The sequence below is a fragment of the Rhizobium sp. AN68 genome, from assembly GCF_030758035.1.
Taxonomy (GTDB): Bacteria; Pseudomonadota; Alphaproteobacteria; order Rhizobiales; family Rhizobiaceae; genus Agrobacterium; species Agrobacterium tumefaciens.
This window is the reverse complement of sequence record NZ_JARWMI010000002.1, coordinates 723,184-737,652: the sequence shown is the minus strand read 5'-3', so window position 1 is coordinate 737,652 and position 14,469 is coordinate 723,184. Positions and strand designations below refer to the sequence as shown.

The 14,469-nt window shown below is 58.6% G+C and carries 14 protein-coding genes; 10 read left to right on the top strand and 4 right to left on the bottom strand.

Annotated elements, in window-relative coordinates; all coding sequences use genetic code 11:
- Position 1: 1 nt before the first annotated feature.
- Complete coding sequence (ubiG, locus tag RBH71_RS06755; protein WP_026330704.1) at positions 2-748, bottom strand: bifunctional 2-polyprenyl-6-hydroxyphenol methylase/3-demethylubiquinol 3-O-methyltransferase UbiG; 747 nt, start codon at positions 746-748, stop codon at positions 2-4.
- 39 nt (positions 749-787) lie between these two features.
- Here ubiG and RBH71_RS06750 point away from each other — a divergent pair, with 39 nt between their 5' ends.
- Entirely contained in the window at positions 788-1,006 is a 219-nt protein-coding gene (locus RBH71_RS06750; RefSeq protein ID WP_139104343.1) for a hypothetical protein, read from the top strand.
- Positions 1,007-1,810 carry an SH3 domain-containing protein gene (locus RBH71_RS06745; protein ID WP_003511225.1) on the top strand — a complete coding sequence of 268 codons (804 nt, stop codon included), beginning with the start codon at positions 1,007-1,009 and terminating at the stop codon, positions 1,808-1,810.
- 68 nt (positions 1,811-1,878) lie between these two features.
- Here the strand turns inward: RBH71_RS06745 and RBH71_RS06740 are convergent, their stop codons facing one another.
- Positions 1,879-2,130: a DUF2934 domain-containing protein gene (locus tag RBH71_RS06740; protein WP_003511224.1), complete on the bottom strand. Its 252-nt coding sequence runs from the start codon at positions 2,128-2,130 to the stop codon at positions 1,879-1,881.
- Positions 2,131-2,411: 281 nt separating this feature from the next.
- Between RBH71_RS06740 and RBH71_RS06735 the strand changes: the two genes are divergently transcribed.
- From RBH71_RS06735 to RBH71_RS06715, 5 genes are all read left to right on the top strand, one after another.
- Complete coding sequence (locus RBH71_RS06735; protein ID WP_111802654.1) at positions 2,412-3,482, top strand: enoyl-CoA hydratase/isomerase family protein; 1,071 nt, start codon at positions 2,412-2,414, stop codon at positions 3,480-3,482.
- Positions 3,483-3,655: 173 nt separating this feature from the next.
- Entirely contained in the window at positions 3,656-4,642 is a 987-nt protein-coding gene (cysP, locus tag RBH71_RS06730; protein ID WP_065659633.1) for a thiosulfate ABC transporter substrate-binding protein CysP, read from the top strand.
- 54 nt (positions 4,643-4,696) lie between these two features.
- Positions 4,697-5,539: a sulfate ABC transporter permease subunit CysT gene (cysT, locus tag RBH71_RS06725; protein ID WP_003511219.1), complete on the top strand. Its 843-nt coding sequence runs from the start codon at positions 4,697-4,699 to the stop codon at positions 5,537-5,539.
- A 3-nt stretch (positions 5,540-5,542) separates the two neighbouring features.
- Positions 5,543-6,430: a sulfate ABC transporter permease subunit CysW gene (gene cysW, locus RBH71_RS06720; protein WP_111802653.1), complete on the top strand. Its 888-nt coding sequence runs from the start codon at positions 5,543-5,545 to the stop codon at positions 6,428-6,430.
- 5 nt (positions 6,431-6,435) lie between these two features.
- A complete protein-coding gene (locus RBH71_RS06715) occupies positions 6,436-7,461 on the top strand; it encodes a sulfate/molybdate ABC transporter ATP-binding protein (protein ID WP_003511215.1) in 1,026 nt (341 codons plus the stop codon).
- Positions 7,462-7,479: 18 nt separating this feature from the next.
- Here the strand turns inward: RBH71_RS06715 and RBH71_RS06710 are convergent, their stop codons facing one another.
- Together RBH71_RS06710 and RBH71_RS06705 are read right to left on the bottom strand one after the other, a co-directional pair.
- Complete coding sequence (locus RBH71_RS06710) at positions 7,480-8,577, bottom strand: DNA alkylation repair protein (protein WP_111802652.1); 1,098 nt, start codon at positions 8,575-8,577, stop codon at positions 7,480-7,482.
- A 338-nt stretch (positions 8,578-8,915) separates the two neighbouring features.
- Entirely contained in the window at positions 8,916-10,352 is a 1,437-nt protein-coding gene (locus tag RBH71_RS06705; protein ID WP_111802651.1) for an NAD-dependent succinate-semialdehyde dehydrogenase, read from the bottom strand.
- Positions 10,353-10,977: 625 nt separating this feature from the next.
- Here RBH71_RS06705 and RBH71_RS06700 point away from each other — a divergent pair.
- From RBH71_RS06700 to RBH71_RS06690, 3 genes are all read left to right on the top strand, one after another.
- The gene (locus RBH71_RS06700) at positions 10,978-11,484 is read left to right on the top strand and encodes a molybdopterin-dependent oxidoreductase (protein ID WP_003511212.1); all 507 of its coding nucleotides are present in this window, start codon (positions 10,978-10,980) and stop codon (positions 11,482-11,484) included.
- A gap of 9 nt (positions 11,485-11,493) precedes the next feature.
- A complete protein-coding gene (locus RBH71_RS06695; protein ID WP_003511211.1) occupies positions 11,494-13,428 on the top strand; it encodes a putative bifunctional diguanylate cyclase/phosphodiesterase in 1,935 nt (644 codons plus the stop codon).
- Between the two features lie 164 nt (positions 13,429-13,592).
- Positions 13,593-14,288 carry an FkbM family methyltransferase gene (locus RBH71_RS06690; RefSeq protein WP_003511210.1) on the top strand — a complete coding sequence of 232 codons (696 nt, stop codon included), beginning with the start codon at positions 13,593-13,595 and terminating at the stop codon, positions 14,286-14,288.
- The last annotated feature ends 181 nt before the right edge of the window (positions 14,289-14,469 follow it).

Genomic DNA, 14,469 nt, shown 5'->3' with positions numbered 1-14,469 from the left:
TTTACGCGGGTCTTTTCGCCAGCATCATGTAGTTGACTTCCATGTCCGGCGAGAGGTTCCAGCGGTCCTGCAATACGTTGTAGAAGACGCCGGTACGGTGGACGATATCCATGCCGCTGGCCACCAGCGGCCGTTCAAGCTCATCCGGGCGAACCAGCTTCTCATATTGGTGGGTGCCGCGCGGCAGCCAGCGCAATACGTTTTCGGCGGCGAAGATCGCGAGCGCGCGGGCTTTCAGCGTGCGGTTGATGGTGGCGGCGAACATCAGCCCGCCGGGACGCACCATTTTCGCGCAGGTGGTGACGAAGAGATCGACATTGGCCACATGCTCGACCACTTCCATGTTGAGGACGACGTCGAAGGTTTCGCCCGCCTCCAGCAACTGTTCGGCGGTCACGGCGCGGTAGTCGACGCTGACACCGCTTTCACGGGCGTGGGTGGAGGCGATGCCGATATTCTTTTCTGAAGGGTCGGCGCCCACCACGTCCGCGCCCATGCGCGCCACGGGTTCGGAAAGCAGGCCGCCGCCGCAGCCGATATCTAGCACACGCAGCCCTTCAAGCGGGCGGTGCGCCTTCGGGTCGCGGCCGAAATTATCGCAGATGCGGTTGCGGATATATTCAAGCCGCACCGGGTTGAATTTGTGCAGCGGCCGGAACTTGCCCGTCGGGCTCCACCATTCCGCAGCCATCGCGGAGAAGCGATCCACTTCGCTCTGGTCGACGGTCGTCTGTGCGGTTTCGCTCATGGTTATGCTCCATATTGCTGTTGCATTGAAGTCGGATGATTGATCCCCGAAGTCAAGACCGGCGGCACATTCCGTCGGCAAATTCCCGGGTGCTTCATTGCCGCAGGTGGAACTGAAACGGGCTGCGATTTGTTTCATGCTGCGTTCATGGAACACGGCGTATTTTCCAGCCATGGCAGTATGTGGAACGCATGCTCGTCCATCGAAATCGATGGACGCCGACAAGGGCAAAGCGGGCTTTTGCTTGAGGAGAAGTAAGTGAAGAAAAAACTGTTTGGCGCAATTGCGCTGGTGGCCATGCTCGCCGCGCCGGCCCTTGCCGAAGCTGCGACTCGCGGCTTTGCCACCGCGAATGTGAATATGCGCTCCGGTCCGAGCACAGCCTATCCGGCCGTGGTCGTGATCCCGGTCGGCGCACCATTGACGGTACATGGCTGCCTGTCCGATACGCCGTGGTGCGACGTCTCTTTCGTCAGCGGTCGTGGTTGGGTCGCCGGTCGTTATATCCAGACGACGTTTAGGCAGAACCGGGTCTACGTTGAGCCGCGTTATTACCGCGATCTCGGCGTTCCCGTGATCACCTTCGAAGCCGGTCGTTATTGGGACCGTTATTATCGTGACCGTGACTTCTACCGCGAGCGTGACCGCTGGCGTCGTCCGCCGCCATCAGGCGGTTACTGGAATGCTGCGCCTCCGCCGCCGCGCGGTGACTGGGAACGCCCGCGTCCGCGCGACGAATGGCGTGATGGCCGCCGGGATGAATGGCGCGATCCGCGTCAGGGCGGTGGACCGAATGATGGCCGCTGGGAGCGCCGTTACGGCGACTGGAACCAGGGTGACAGAAACCGTGGCGACGGAAACCAGGACAGGCCGCGTCGAGATGGTGACCGTCCTCGATTCGAGGAAGAAAACCGCGACCGCAATCGCGATCGCCAACCAAATCAGGACGAAGGCCAGCGTCGTCCGGAGCGCCGCCAGTGGGATGATCCACGCCGCGCGCCCGCCTCGGAAAACTTTCAGGGCGGTTGCCGGGTCGGTGATCCCGGTTGCGATCCGCGATAAACAGACAAAGCCCGGCGAGATTTCGTCGGGCTTTTCATTTGCCGGTTCAGATTATCACGAGAGTACTTTTATTTCGCGGTTGCGGCCTTGCGTGCGCGGGCCTTGGGTTTTGCGGGGGCTTCTGCCTCCGGCTCCGCAGCAGCGGTCTTCGGCGCTGCTTTCTTGCGCTGGGCAGGCTTTGTCGCCTCCGATGTCTTCAGCAGCGAAAATTCATGCTTTGCCTGTTCCCAATGGTCCGCGTCACGGCCATGAGGATGGCCTTCCTTTTCCCAAAGTGTATAGGCCCGTTTGCTGATCCACTCTTGTTCCGAAACCTGCATGCTCGTCTCCCGTTGCTGTTGACAACGCCTTTGACAAGGCGACATTCCGCTTGGTCCGGCACACGCTCGACAGGAATCAATGCCGGCATTTCAAACTCCATTACATGCCATGATTTTCCGGGCGTCAAGCAAACATGCTGCATTGCGAAAGCGGATTTCAGGCATTTTACGCGGGTGAAAGCGGTTTGAGCGAAAGACGTTCCTGAAGGACAAGATCAACGTTGCGTGATCGCGCCCGGACCGCCAAGATGGGCTGGTGAACGGTAGCGGAGGAGGCGACCTTGGAAGTTGCAACGGAAGCGGAGACGCAGGTCGTCATCGAGAGACGGGGAGGGGCCGGCATCATCCACCTGAACCGTCCGAAAGCCATCAACAGCCTGACGCTGCCGATGGTTCGTGCCATGCTTCAGGCGCTTCACCGTTTCGAGGATGACCCTGACGTTTCCTGCGTGGTGCTGACAGGAGAAGGCGACAGGGGGCTCTGTGCGGGGGGTGACGTTCGGATCATTCACGATCTCGGCAAAGCGGGCGATCCGCAGGTGCTGGATTTCTGGCGCGAAGAGTTTCCGCTGAATTATCGTATTGCCCGCTTTGGTAAACCTTATGTCGCGTTGATGGACGGCATCGTCATGGGTGGCGGCGTCGGCATTTCCGCCCATGCCAGCCACCGCATCGTCACCGAGCGGACGAAGCTTGCCATGCCGGAAACCGGTATCGGCTATTTCCCTGACGTCGGCGGTTCCTGGCTTTTGCCCAGAGCGCCGGGCGAATGTGGCACCTGGCTGGGGCTGACAGGCAATGCGGTATCTGCTGCCGATGCGATCTATGCCGGTTTTGCAGATTGTTTCGTCCCTTCTGCGCGCCTTACAGATTTGGTGGAGGATCTATCGCAAGCGCTCGATCCTGATGGTGTCGAGGCGGTAATCGGAACTTATGCCTTCGAAGCTGGTGAGGGGGTCCTGTCGGCACACCGTGAGATCATCGACGCGGCATTCCGTTTCGACACGGTCGAGGAGATTTTCGCAGCACTTTCGGAGCGTGACGATACGTTTTCGCGCGAGAGTCTGGAAATTCTCAAAAAACGCTCCCCTACCAGTCTCAAACTAACCCTGAAGCTGCTGCGCCTGGGGCGGGAAAGCGCCAGCCTCATCGAATGCCTCGAACGGGAATTTGCCGCCGGCACGGAGATATTGCGGGGTCATGATTTTTATGAGGGCGTGCGTGCGGCCCTGGTCGACAAGGACCGCAATCCGCGCTGGCGACCGGCACAGCTGGAAGAGGTGCGTGAAGAAGACCTTCTGCCATATTTTACCAAACATTCCGGTAATCTCTTTCCCGAGCACCGCCTTTAGATTGCGCAACGCAAAAGAAATCCGGCTTGCGGACATATATGAAATCATCACCTTTTGAATTGCTGTTGCTTGGGTGAAATTTCTAATACGCTTCTGCTTAACGCACGGCTGTTGCTCGCAGGCCTTGTCGCCCCCCGTTATGTTGACGACCATTCGATTTTCCGGGGGTATTCATGAAACGTCTTCTCATCATCGGCACTGCCATTGCCGCTCTTTTTGCAGGTGCGGCGCAGGCGCAGTCTCCGACCACCATTCTCAACGCCTCCTACGATGTTGCCCGTGAGGTTTTCGCAGCCGAGAACGAGGCTTTCATCAAGCTGCATCCGGGTATCACGGTTGATCAGTCGCACGCCGGCACCTCCAAGCAGGCGCGTGCCATCGTTGAGGGTCTGGAAGCCGATGTCGTCACCTTCAACCAGGTAACGGATGTCGATTTTCTGGTGAAGCAGGGTTTCGTTTCCGCCGACTGGCAGAAGGATTTCGCGAACGACGCCTCGCCGTTCTATTCCTTCCCGTCTTTCCTCGTGCGTGCCGGTAATCCCAAGCACATCAAGGACTGGGACGATCTTGCCCGTGACGACGTGAAGGTGGTTTTCCCCAATCCGAAGACCTCGGGTAACGCCCGTTACACCTATCTCGCCGCCACGGCCTATGCCAAGGAGAAGTTCAACGGCGACGAGAAGAAGGTTCAGGAATTCGTCAAGAAAATCTTCGACAACACCCCTGTTTTCGACACCGGAGGCCGCGCCGCCACCACCACCTTCGTGGAACGTGAAATCGGCGACGTGCTGATCACCTTCGAAGCCGAGACCCGCGGCATTGCCAAGCAATATGGCGCCGACAAGGTTGAGGGCGTGGTGCCTTCCGTCAGCCTGCTCGCCGAATTCCCGGTCGCCGTGGTCGACAAGGTGGTCGACAAGCGCGGCTCGCGCGATCTGGCGAAGAGCTACCTCGATTTCCTCTACACCGAAGAGGGCCAGCGCATTGCTGCCGAATTCGGCCATCGCGTTCACAACGAAAAGGTTGTCGGCGAGTTCAAGGACAAGTTCCCGGCCATTCGCCTCGTCAACGTCAATGACGTCTTCGGCGGCTGGAATAAAATCCAGAAAGAGCATTTTGCGTCCGGCGCGACGCTTGATACGCTCTACGGCAGCCGTTAATCACGACGATATGCAACAGGTAAAAGACCCGGCGGGAAACTGCCGGGTCGCTTTATGATGAAATGGGGGCGGGGTTTGAAGCGGAATGTTCTGCCGGGGCTTAAATTGTCCCTCGGCGTTACCCTCACTTACGTCGCCATCATCGTGCTTCTGCCGCTCTCGGCGCTGGTATTCAAGGCGGCAAGCCTCGGGCCAGCCGAATATTGGGCCATTATCTCTTCGCCGCGCGCTGTTGCGAGCTATCGCGTCACGGTGCTCTGCGCTCTCGCCGCGACCTTGTTCAACGTCGTTTTCGGACTGGCGCTCGCCTGGGTGCTGACGCGTTACCGTTTCCCCGGCTGGCGCCTTGTCGATGCCATTGTCGATCTGCCTTTTGCGCTTCCCACCGCCGTTGCCGGCATTGCGCTGACGACGCTGTTTGCGGGTAACGGCTGGTTCGGCTCGGTGCTTGCGCAATTCGGCATCAAGGTTGCCTATACGCCGCTCGGCATCATGGTGGCGATGGCCTTTACCAGTCTACCCTTCATCGTGCGCACCGTGCAGCCGGTGCTCGAAGACCTCGATCCGGCATTGGAGGAGGCGGCGCAATCGCTCGGCGGTTCCGATCTCGAAATCTTCCGCAAGGTCATCCTGCCGCTTCTGACGCCAGCTCTGCTGGCCGGTCTCTCGCTGTCTTTCGCGCGCAGCCTCGGCGAGTTTGGCGCCATCATCTTCATTGCCGGCAACCAGCCGTTCTCGACGGAAATCACCGCGCTGCTGATCTTCATCCGGCTTGAGGAATATGATTATCAGGCCGCCGCCGCCATCGCCTCGGTGCTGCTCATCGCGGCCTTCGTGATGCTGGCGGTGACCAACGCCCTGCAGGCGCGCGCGCTTCGTTATACGGTGAGGAGCTGAGACATGAGCGCGTTTTCTTCCCGCCGCAAGCCGCCACGCGTTGGTGATGCACCCTGGGTTCGCCGCAGCCTGATTGCTTTTGTGCTCGTCATCGGCGCGTTCCTGGTTGTCGCTCCTTTGACCATCATCGGTGTCGAGGCTTTTTCGCAGGGGTGGAAGGTTTACTCAGCCACCATCACCCACCCCGATACCCGCCACGCCATCATGCTGACGGTGCTGACGGCGCTGATTGCCGTGCCGATCAACACGGCCTTCGGCGTCGCGGCCGCATGGGCGATCACCAAATTCGATTTTCCCGGCCGGCGCTTCCTGCTGGTGCTGATCGAGATACCCTTCTCCATCTCGCCGATCGTTGCCGGTGTCGCCTATCTCTTCGTTTATGGGCTGCAGGGGCTGTTTGGGCCGTTCCTCGATGCGCACAATATCAAGATACTCTTCGCACTACCCGGCATCGTCATCGCGTCGATGTTCGTCACGGCACCCTTCGTGGCGCGCGAGCTGATCCCATTGATGCAGGCGCAGGGCCGCGATCTGGAGGAGGCGGCCACCTCGCTTGGCGCATCCGGCTGGCGCACCTTCTTTTCGGTGACGCTACCGAATATCAAATGGGCGCTGCTCTACGGCGTCGTTCTGTGCAACGCCCGCGTCATGGGTGAATTTGGCGCGGTGTCGGTCGTGTCAGGCAATATTCGCGGCCAGACCAACACGCTGCCGCTGCATATCGAGCTGCTTTATCACGATTACCAGACGGCGGGCGCCTTTGCGTCGGCCTCCATCCTCGCTTTGCTCGCTGTCATCACCATCATCGCCAAGGTGGCGCTGGAAGGGCGCGGCGCCGGGCGCGGGGCCAAGAAGACCAGCGGCGGTGCCGCCATCGCCACGGAGACCTGATTCCCATGAAAATCCGCCTCGAAAATGTGGTGAAGACCTTCGATACCTTCCGCGCGGTGCGCGATGTTTCGCTCGATATTGAAAGTGGCGAGCTTTTGGCGCTGCTCGGCCCCTCGGGTTCAGGCAAGACGACGATCCTGCGCATGGTCGCCGGTCTCGAATATAGCGATGGCGGCCGCATCTTTTTTGGAGACGAAGACGCCACCAATATTCCGGTGCGCGATCGCGGCGTCGGTTTCGTGTTCCAGCACTACGCACTTTTTCCGCATATGACGCTGCATGAAAACATCGCGTTCGGCATGAAGGTGTCGAAGGTGAAGCGCGACAAGGCCGCGATCGATGCGCGGGTCAGGGAACTGTTGAACTTGGTCAAGCTTGACGGTCTGGGCGACCGGTTCCCGGCGCAGATTTCCGGTGGGCAGCGGCAGCGTGTGGCGCTGGCCCGTGCGCTTTCGGTCGATCCCAAAGTGCTTCTACTGGATGAGCCCTTCGGCGCGCTGGATGCCAATGTGCGCCGCGACCTGCGCCGCTGGCTGCGTGAAATTCACGGTGCGCTGGGCATTACCACGATTTTCGTGACTCATGATCAGGAAGAGGCACTGGATCTCGCTGACCGCGTCGTCATCCTCAATCAGGGCGAGATCGTGCAGCAGGGCACGCCGAAGGAAGTCTGCCGCCAGCCGAACAGCGCCTTCGTCATGCGCTTTCTCGGCGATGCCAACCGTGTGTCCGGCGTGGCGCGCGGCGGCAAGGTCTATGTCGGTGACAACGAACTACCTTTCTCCTACGGTCAGGCGGATGGCGCCGTCGAGATCTATGCCCGTCCCTCCGACCTGGAATGGGAAGATTTGCACGAGGGCATTCCAGCCTCGGTTTCGCGGGTTCTCGACCGGGCAGGCGAGCGGCGGGTGATTGCCAGCACAGATGGCGGCGATCTCCTGGAATTCGACGTGCCGCCGGAAAATGATGTCGCGGCAGGCGATCGCGGTTCCGTCATCATCCGCCGTGCGAAGATTTTCCCGGCGGCTTGAGGGACGCTCTCGCCAGCTTCATATCAGCAGTTCGAAAGAGGCCTCGGCCGCCAGCCTGCCATTGACCATCAGGTCAACCTTGTGAACACCCGCATAGTGCTTGCGGGTGGTGAAATCACGCATGGCGCGGCTTATCGAGAGCGCGCATGCTTCGCCCGGCTGCAACTCGATTTCTTTCCACTTGAAGACTTTCGCGGAGGCGTCACCGCTCTTTTTCACGTAATGCACGGCATAATCGATCACCAGCTTCTGCGGGCTTTCTGCCGTCGAGGTGAAAGAAGCTGAAATCCGCACTGGATTACCAAGAGCGACCTTTTCAGGAGAAACCTGAAACGCCGAAAGTGCGATCTGAGCCTCCTTATGGGCACCGAAATGGGCGAGCGCGGCAGCGTCGCCTTTCTTGACCAGAGTGCGCAAGGCCTGCCGCACGATCCAGCGTGTATGCGGGTTTTCCTTCGGCCATGTGTCGATGAGCGCCAGCACGAAAGCGGGATTGTCCTTAGTGATGTCGTTCAGATGATTGGCGACGGATTTGCGCACGTAAAGCGCCTCGTCAGCTTTCATGGCATCAAGGATCGCGGTTACCGGTGAGGGATCATCGATCAGGGCTTTGAGCTGGAACGACCAAGGCAGGCGCGGCCGGCAGCCTTCGCTCGCCAGCCTTCGCACATGCTCGTTGTCATGTCGTGACCATGTTTCCATCACGGCAAGTGTTCGGGCCAGATCCCTTTGCAGGAAATGGCGGATCGCAAATTCCGAGGAGCCGAAACGGGTGAAACATTGCAGCGCCTGCATGGAAAGATCGAAATCGTCGAGACCGTAAAGCGCCACATATTCTGGCAGCGAAATGGATGCGAAACCGTTGCCTATCCCGGGTGCTGCGGCTGTCAGAATTTCGATGTTGCGGGTATAGTCGCCGGGAAGCGTGGCGTGCAGGCTGGTCGCCACCTGCCGCATGCGCTGCATGATGCCCAGCGCTTCGAGATTTGTCGTGGCAAGCGCCATGAAGGCGGGAACATCGAAAGGCGCATGAACGGCTTTGGTCTGATCGGCGATGTGTCGCAGTTTTTCGTGGTTGAAGATTTCCTTCAACGCGGGTGCTGCTGTCTCGCTCATAGGACCTCTCTAGGTTCACTTTTTGTTCTTTTAGGGCATGATGAGGACGGAGGCAAGGGAGGTGGTACTACCGAAGAAAAGACATAGCAGATATTGCTTCTTCACAGATTGACGAAGGTCTTTCACTCCGTCATTCCGGGCTTGATCCGGCATCCGGCATCCGGCATCCGGCATCCGGCCACCGGGCGCCTGCGCGGTGAGTAGTCTTTTTTGGTCAATGACTTGATCGTGTTGGACCCCGGATCTAGTCCGGGGTGACGACGCTTGGAGATTCCGGGTTCGCCAAATTCAGGTTCAGGGCGGATATTGTCATCCGCCCTGAGCTTGTATCCAAAGCTTCAGCTCATCTGGCTTACGAATTTCGTCTCCAGATAGGCCTGAACCGCCTCCGAACCGCCCTCCGTGCCATAACCGGAATCCTTGACGCCGCCGAAGGGGACTTCGGGAAGCGCAAGGCCGTTGTGGTTGATGGTCAGCATGCCCGCCTCGACCTGGTGGCCGAGCGCATGCGCTGTCTTGACCGAACTGGTAAAGGCGTAGGATGCAAGGCCGAAAGGCAGGCGGTTCGCTTCGTTGATGGCATCATCGAATGTCGAGAAGCGGTTGATGATGGCGACGGGACCGAAGGGCTCGTCGTTCATGATCTTTGCTGTCACGGGCACGTTGGCGAGCACCGTGGGCTCGAAGAAGTTGCCCTTGTTGCCGATGCGGCGGCCACCGGTCTTCAGTTCCGCGCCATGGGAAACGGCGTCGTTGATCAGGCCTTCCAGCGCTGGGATGCGGCGCTCATTGGCGAGCGGCCCCATGACGACACCTTCTTCCAGGCCGTTGCCGACCTTGATCGCCTTCGTGGCTTCCACGAAACCTTCAAGGAAGCGATCCGCCACACCGTCCTGCACGAGGAAGCGGGTGGGAGCGACGCAGACCTGACCGGCATTGCGGAACTTGGCAAGCGAGGTCACCTCGATCGCTTTTTCGATATCGGCATCGTCAAAGATCATCACTGGCGCATGACCGCCGAGTTCCATCGTGGCGCGCTTCATGTGCTTGCCGGCAAGCGCTGCCAGATGTTTGCCGATCGGCGTGGAGCCGGTGAAGGAAATCTTGCGGATGACCGGATGCGGGATCAGATATTCCGAAATCTCGGATGGCACGCCGTAAACGAGACCGATGACACCCGCCGGCACGCCCGCATCCACAAACGCTCGGATCAGTTCCGCCGGCGATGCCGGTGTTTCTTCCGGGGCCTTGACGATGATGGAGCAGCCCGTGGCAAGGGCAGCCGAGAGCTTGCGGACGATCTGGTTGATCGGGAAGTTCCATGGCGTAAACGCCGCGACGGGACCAACCGGCAGCTTGATGGCAAGCTGGGAAACGCCGGTTGCGCGCGCCGGGATGACCTGGCCGTAGGTGCGACGTGCTTCTTCGGCGAACCAGTCGACGGTATCGGCGGCGCCCATGATTTCGGTTGCCGATTGCGACAGCGGCTTGCCCTGCTCGCGGGTCATTATATAGGCGATCTTGTCCTTGCGCTCGCGCAGGATGTCGGCTGCCCTGCGCATGATCTTGGAACGCTCGAAGGGCGAGGTGTCGCGCCAGACCTTGAAGCCACGCTCGGCGGCGGCAAGTGCCAGATCGAGGTCCGCCTTTTCGGCATGAGCGATCGCGCCGATGATTTCGTCGGTCGCAGGGTCGGATACGGCGATCGTCTTGCCGGAAACGGCGTCTCGCCATTCGCCATCAATGAGAAGTTTGATGTCGGGATAGGTGTGCATAGGGACTACCTTCATGATGCGGCCGATACGGCAGGGTGCCGTCCAGCCCGGAGACGTGAACAGAATTTTCCTGACCGGACTATATCCGGTATCGCCGCTTGCGCTGCGCGGAACGGGCGTCTGGGCATTTCCGGCAAGAGGAAGCTGAAAATGCCGGAAACGGAAATGACAGCTCTTATATTAAGTTGCGTACGGTATGTTTCAACCGTTCGCTCTGGCAATCGCCATGATTTTTCTGTGATGCGAAACTTGTCTCTCGGCTTTCCTGCCTGACAGGCAGGCGGATGCCGAACGCGCATTGGTCTTGTCCGATACGCGCGAATCATGTGTTGCTGTTGTTAAGCAATCACGCATATGCCGCAATTTGGCCTTTGTCGCACCAGACGGATTGATACGAAGACGTAACTTGTAGTGTTGCTTGCGTCATAACAGGGCGTGAAGTGTAAAAAAGTACAATAAGACGGAAAAATTATCCAAACGGTTTACTCAAAACCTAGAGAAAATACGGATAAAATCTCACTAAGGATATAACATTCATTCCTGATATATATTGCGAGCGTCGGTTCCCTTGACCCTCAGAGGTTGGCGAAAACCCCTCGACCTGAACGCTAGATGGAGAAAGAGTATGAGTTTCGCCCGGGTACTTCTCAGTGCGTTTCTGTCGCTCATGTGGCTTTCCTGTGCCGAGGCCGGGACAATCGCCAAGCCGCAAGGCAAGCCGATATTGACCATCTCCGGAAACATCACCAACACCAATGCCGATGGCGCTGCGGTATTCGATCGCGACATGCTGGAGGGATTGGGCATGGTGACGGTGGAGACCACGACGCCCTGGCACGATGGCCGCGTTCGTTTTGACGGCGTGTCACTGGCAAAGTTGATGGATCTCGTCGGCGCAAAAGGCACCAGCGTAACGGCAGTTGCACTCAACGATTATGTGAGCACCATACCGGTTGAGGATTTTAAGAAATTTAACGTTATCCTCGCGATCAAGCTGGATGGCAACTACATGACAGTTCGCGAAAAGGGTCCGCTGTTTGTCATCTATCCCTATGATAGCGACCCGGAATTGCAGAAGCAGACCTATTATTCGCGGTCCGCATGGCAAGTTGCCAAATTGATAGTGGAATAAAGGTGCCGTTTGCGAAAACTTGTGGCGGTGATCATCTGTTGCTTCGTCCTGGCAACGGGCTATATCGCTTTCGTCATTGCCGAGCGTCAGACCGCTCTGCAGAAATTTGCCCGCTATAACGATTCGTGGGCGGTCAGTCAGACCGTGGCGGAGTATCTCCGCCTTCAGAACAAATTGGCCGTTTTTGCGCTCAGTCCCGGTGTCATAGACCGGGACGAATTGCAGCTGCGCATGGACATCATGCTAAGCCGCCTGGAGCTCTTGAAGCAGGGTAACCTCGGCGCTTTCATCAATGAAAAACAGCAATGGCGGGATCTCGTAACCCGCCTTGACGCGGTTCTGGCCCGCCTGGAACAGCAGATGAACACCCTGGAGCCAAGGGATGTTCCGGATCTGCTCTCCGAGATGAGCTCGCTCGATGCGCCGATGACGACGCTGGCTTCGTCGTCGGTCGCCTATGACGTCAATCTGATCGATACGGCCCATGAGGACGTGCGCAAGCTGCATATCGTCTACACCGCGCTTGCGGGCGGATTGATCCTGTGCGGCATCGCGCTGGTGATATTGCTGCTTCGTCAGAACGATCTGTTGAACCGCGCGCAGAAAAGCATGCGCGGGCTGACGGACGACCTGCGCGCCGCCACGCTTGAATTGCAGGCCAAGAATGTCCGGCTTGAGCATGATGCCTATCATGATGCGCTGACGGGCCTTCCGAACCGCTCGCTGTTCCGGCAGGAACTTATCGAGCGGTTGCGCCGCTCTTTCGGCGGTAATGGAACGACGGCCATTCTTCTGCTTGATCTCGATGGGTTCAAGGACGTCAACGACACGCTTGGCCACGATTCGGGCGACGCCCTGCTTCAGGCCGTGGCACAGCGCCTTTCGGGAATCGGCGGTGATTACGACATGGTTTGCCGCCTTGGCGGCGATGAATTCGCTGTCGTGTCCGATGATCTCAATGAGGACACGGCGCGCCGACTCGCCTCCAAGCTTATCGAGCAGATCAGCCGGACCTACCAGCTCGGCGAGCAGGAGGTGAAAATCGGCACCTGCATCGGCATCGCCATATCGCATGGTACCGTCGATGCGGATGAATTGTTCAAGCGCGCGGATCTGGCGCTTTATGAAGCCAAGGCCATCGGCCCTGGCCGGGCGAGTGTTTTCAAGGTCCGCATGCAAAAGCAGCTGACCGAAAAGAAATCCTTCGAGGCCGATCTGCAGACGGCGCTGCAGAACGACGAGATGGAGGTCTATTACCAGCCGCAGGTGGCGACGCAGACCCGCAAGCTTTGTGGCTTCGAGGCACTTTTGCGCTGGAAACATCCAGTGCGCGGCGATGTTCCGCCCAGCGTGTTCATTCCCGTTGCGGAACGAACTGGCCTTATCCATTCGCTCGGAAAATGGGTGATGGAGACTGCCTGCCGCGAGGCGATGCGATGGGATGAGGACATGAAGGTGGCGGTCAATCTCTCGCCGGTTCAGTTCCACAGTACCAACCTCATTCAGAACGTGATGGGTGCCCTTGATAAAAGCGGGCTGGAGCCGAGCCGGCTCGAGCTTGAGATCACCGAATCGATCCTGCTGAACAAGAGCGACCAGACGATCAACACGCTGACGCGGCTGAAGGCCGTCGGCATCCAGATCGCCATGGACGATTTCGGCACCGGTTACTCCTCGCTTGCGAATTTGCGCGGCGTGCCGTTCGACAAGATCAAGATCGACCGGTCATTCCTGCGCGATATCACCAGCGACCGCGACGCGCTGGCGATCGTCGAATTCGTGGTCGGCGTCGGGCGGAGCCTTCGAATGACCACCATCGCCGAAGGCATCGAGACGGAGGAGCAATATGAGCTGGTCAAACGTCTGGGATGCGATCTGGTACAGGGCTATCTGATCAGCAGGCCGTTGCCGGCCAAGGAGCTGGTGGCCTGGAGTTCCGTTTGAACGGGTTTGCTTTCGAACAGGGCAAGCCATGTTAAATTTCAGTGGGATACATCGTTGACGGCGAAAACCAATACCGGTTGTCGCACCGATACTGTAGAGCATTCGCGGTCTATGCGGGATCGTTCTGTTGACGAGACCGGGTTTTGAGAAAGGGCTTGGGAAATATGGAAATTCTGGATGTGCATGGAGTAGCCCTGCCTCTTTCTTCCGATGAGGTATCGCCCGTCATATGGCAGGCGCTGACCGACGGCAGCTATGAGGCGAAAGAGGCCCGCAGCGTCCTGAAAGCCATCAAGCCCGGCGACCGCGTATTGGAACTGGGGTCCGGCATCGGCATCATAACCTCGATCATTGCCGGTATTCAGGATGTTTCCGTTTGGGCATTCGAGGCCAATCCGTCCACAGCGGCACTGGCGGAACGGGTGATCAAGGCAAATTGCCGTGGCAATGTCGTGTTTTCCCAAGGACTTCTCACGGCCGACGAGCCGCGTACTTATCCCTTCTATGTCCGCAAGGATCTCTGGATGTCGTCCATGGACGAAAATCAGGGTCCTTATGAAAGGCGCATCGAAATCTCGTCCGAGAATATCGATGCGTTTGTCGCCAGCCGGGGCATCACGGCGCTCGTGATGGATATCGAGGGCGCGGAACGCGATCTGCTCGGCAATGCCGAGCTTGCTGGCGTGGAGCGGATATTCGTCGAGCTGCACGATCACCTTTATGGCCTCGAAGGTGTTCGCGACATCATGCAGGCACTGACCGCCAAGGGATACGCCTATGATCCACGCGGTTCACGCGGCCCTTGCGTGTTGTTTTCCAAGGACGACAGCCCGAGGGAATACGATCCCGACGTGGATTGAGAGTTCGAACAACTTAGCGAGTTTCGTTTCCGGCGGTGTGCAGTCGCGACCGCGCCCGTGCGCCGTTGATTACAATTTAAAACGCAACTTATCCGGTTGGTTATTTCAATCCGTTTGCGTCTTCTGTCGCAACTTTTCGGTCGCGGTGCCGTTTAGCGCCGGTACCGGGGCGTAAGACAGC

Coding starts and splice junctions, on each gene's coding strand:
- ubiG (WP_026330704.1), bottom strand. CDS start 748: ATGAGCGAAACCGCACAGACGACCGTCGACCAGAGCGAAGTGGATCGC.
- RBH71_RS06740 (WP_003511224.1), bottom strand. CDS start 2,130: ATGCAGGTTTCGGAACAAGAGTGGATCAGCAAACGGGCCTATACACTT.
- cysP (WP_065659633.1), top strand. CDS start 3,656: ATGAAACGTCTTCTCATCATCGGCACTGCCATTGCCGCTCTTTTTGCA.
- cysT (WP_003511219.1), top strand. CDS start 4,697: ATGATGAAATGGGGGCGGGGTTTGAAGCGGAATGTTCTGCCGGGGCTT.
- cysW (WP_111802653.1), top strand. CDS start 5,543: ATGAGCGCGTTTTCTTCCCGCCGCAAGCCGCCACGCGTTGGTGATGCA.
- RBH71_RS06715 (WP_003511215.1), top strand. CDS start 6,436: ATGAAAATCCGCCTCGAAAATGTGGTGAAGACCTTCGATACCTTCCGC.
- RBH71_RS06710 (WP_111802652.1), bottom strand. CDS start 8,577: ATGAGCGAGACAGCAGCACCCGCGTTGAAGGAAATCTTCAACCACGAA.
- RBH71_RS06705 (WP_111802651.1), bottom strand. CDS start 10,352: ATGCACACCTATCCCGACATCAAACTTCTCATTGATGGCGAATGGCGA.
- RBH71_RS06700 (WP_003511212.1), top strand. CDS start 10,978: ATGAGTTTCGCCCGGGTACTTCTCAGTGCGTTTCTGTCGCTCATGTGG.
- RBH71_RS06690 (WP_003511210.1), top strand. CDS start 13,593: ATGGAAATTCTGGATGTGCATGGAGTAGCCCTGCCTCTTTCTTCCGAT.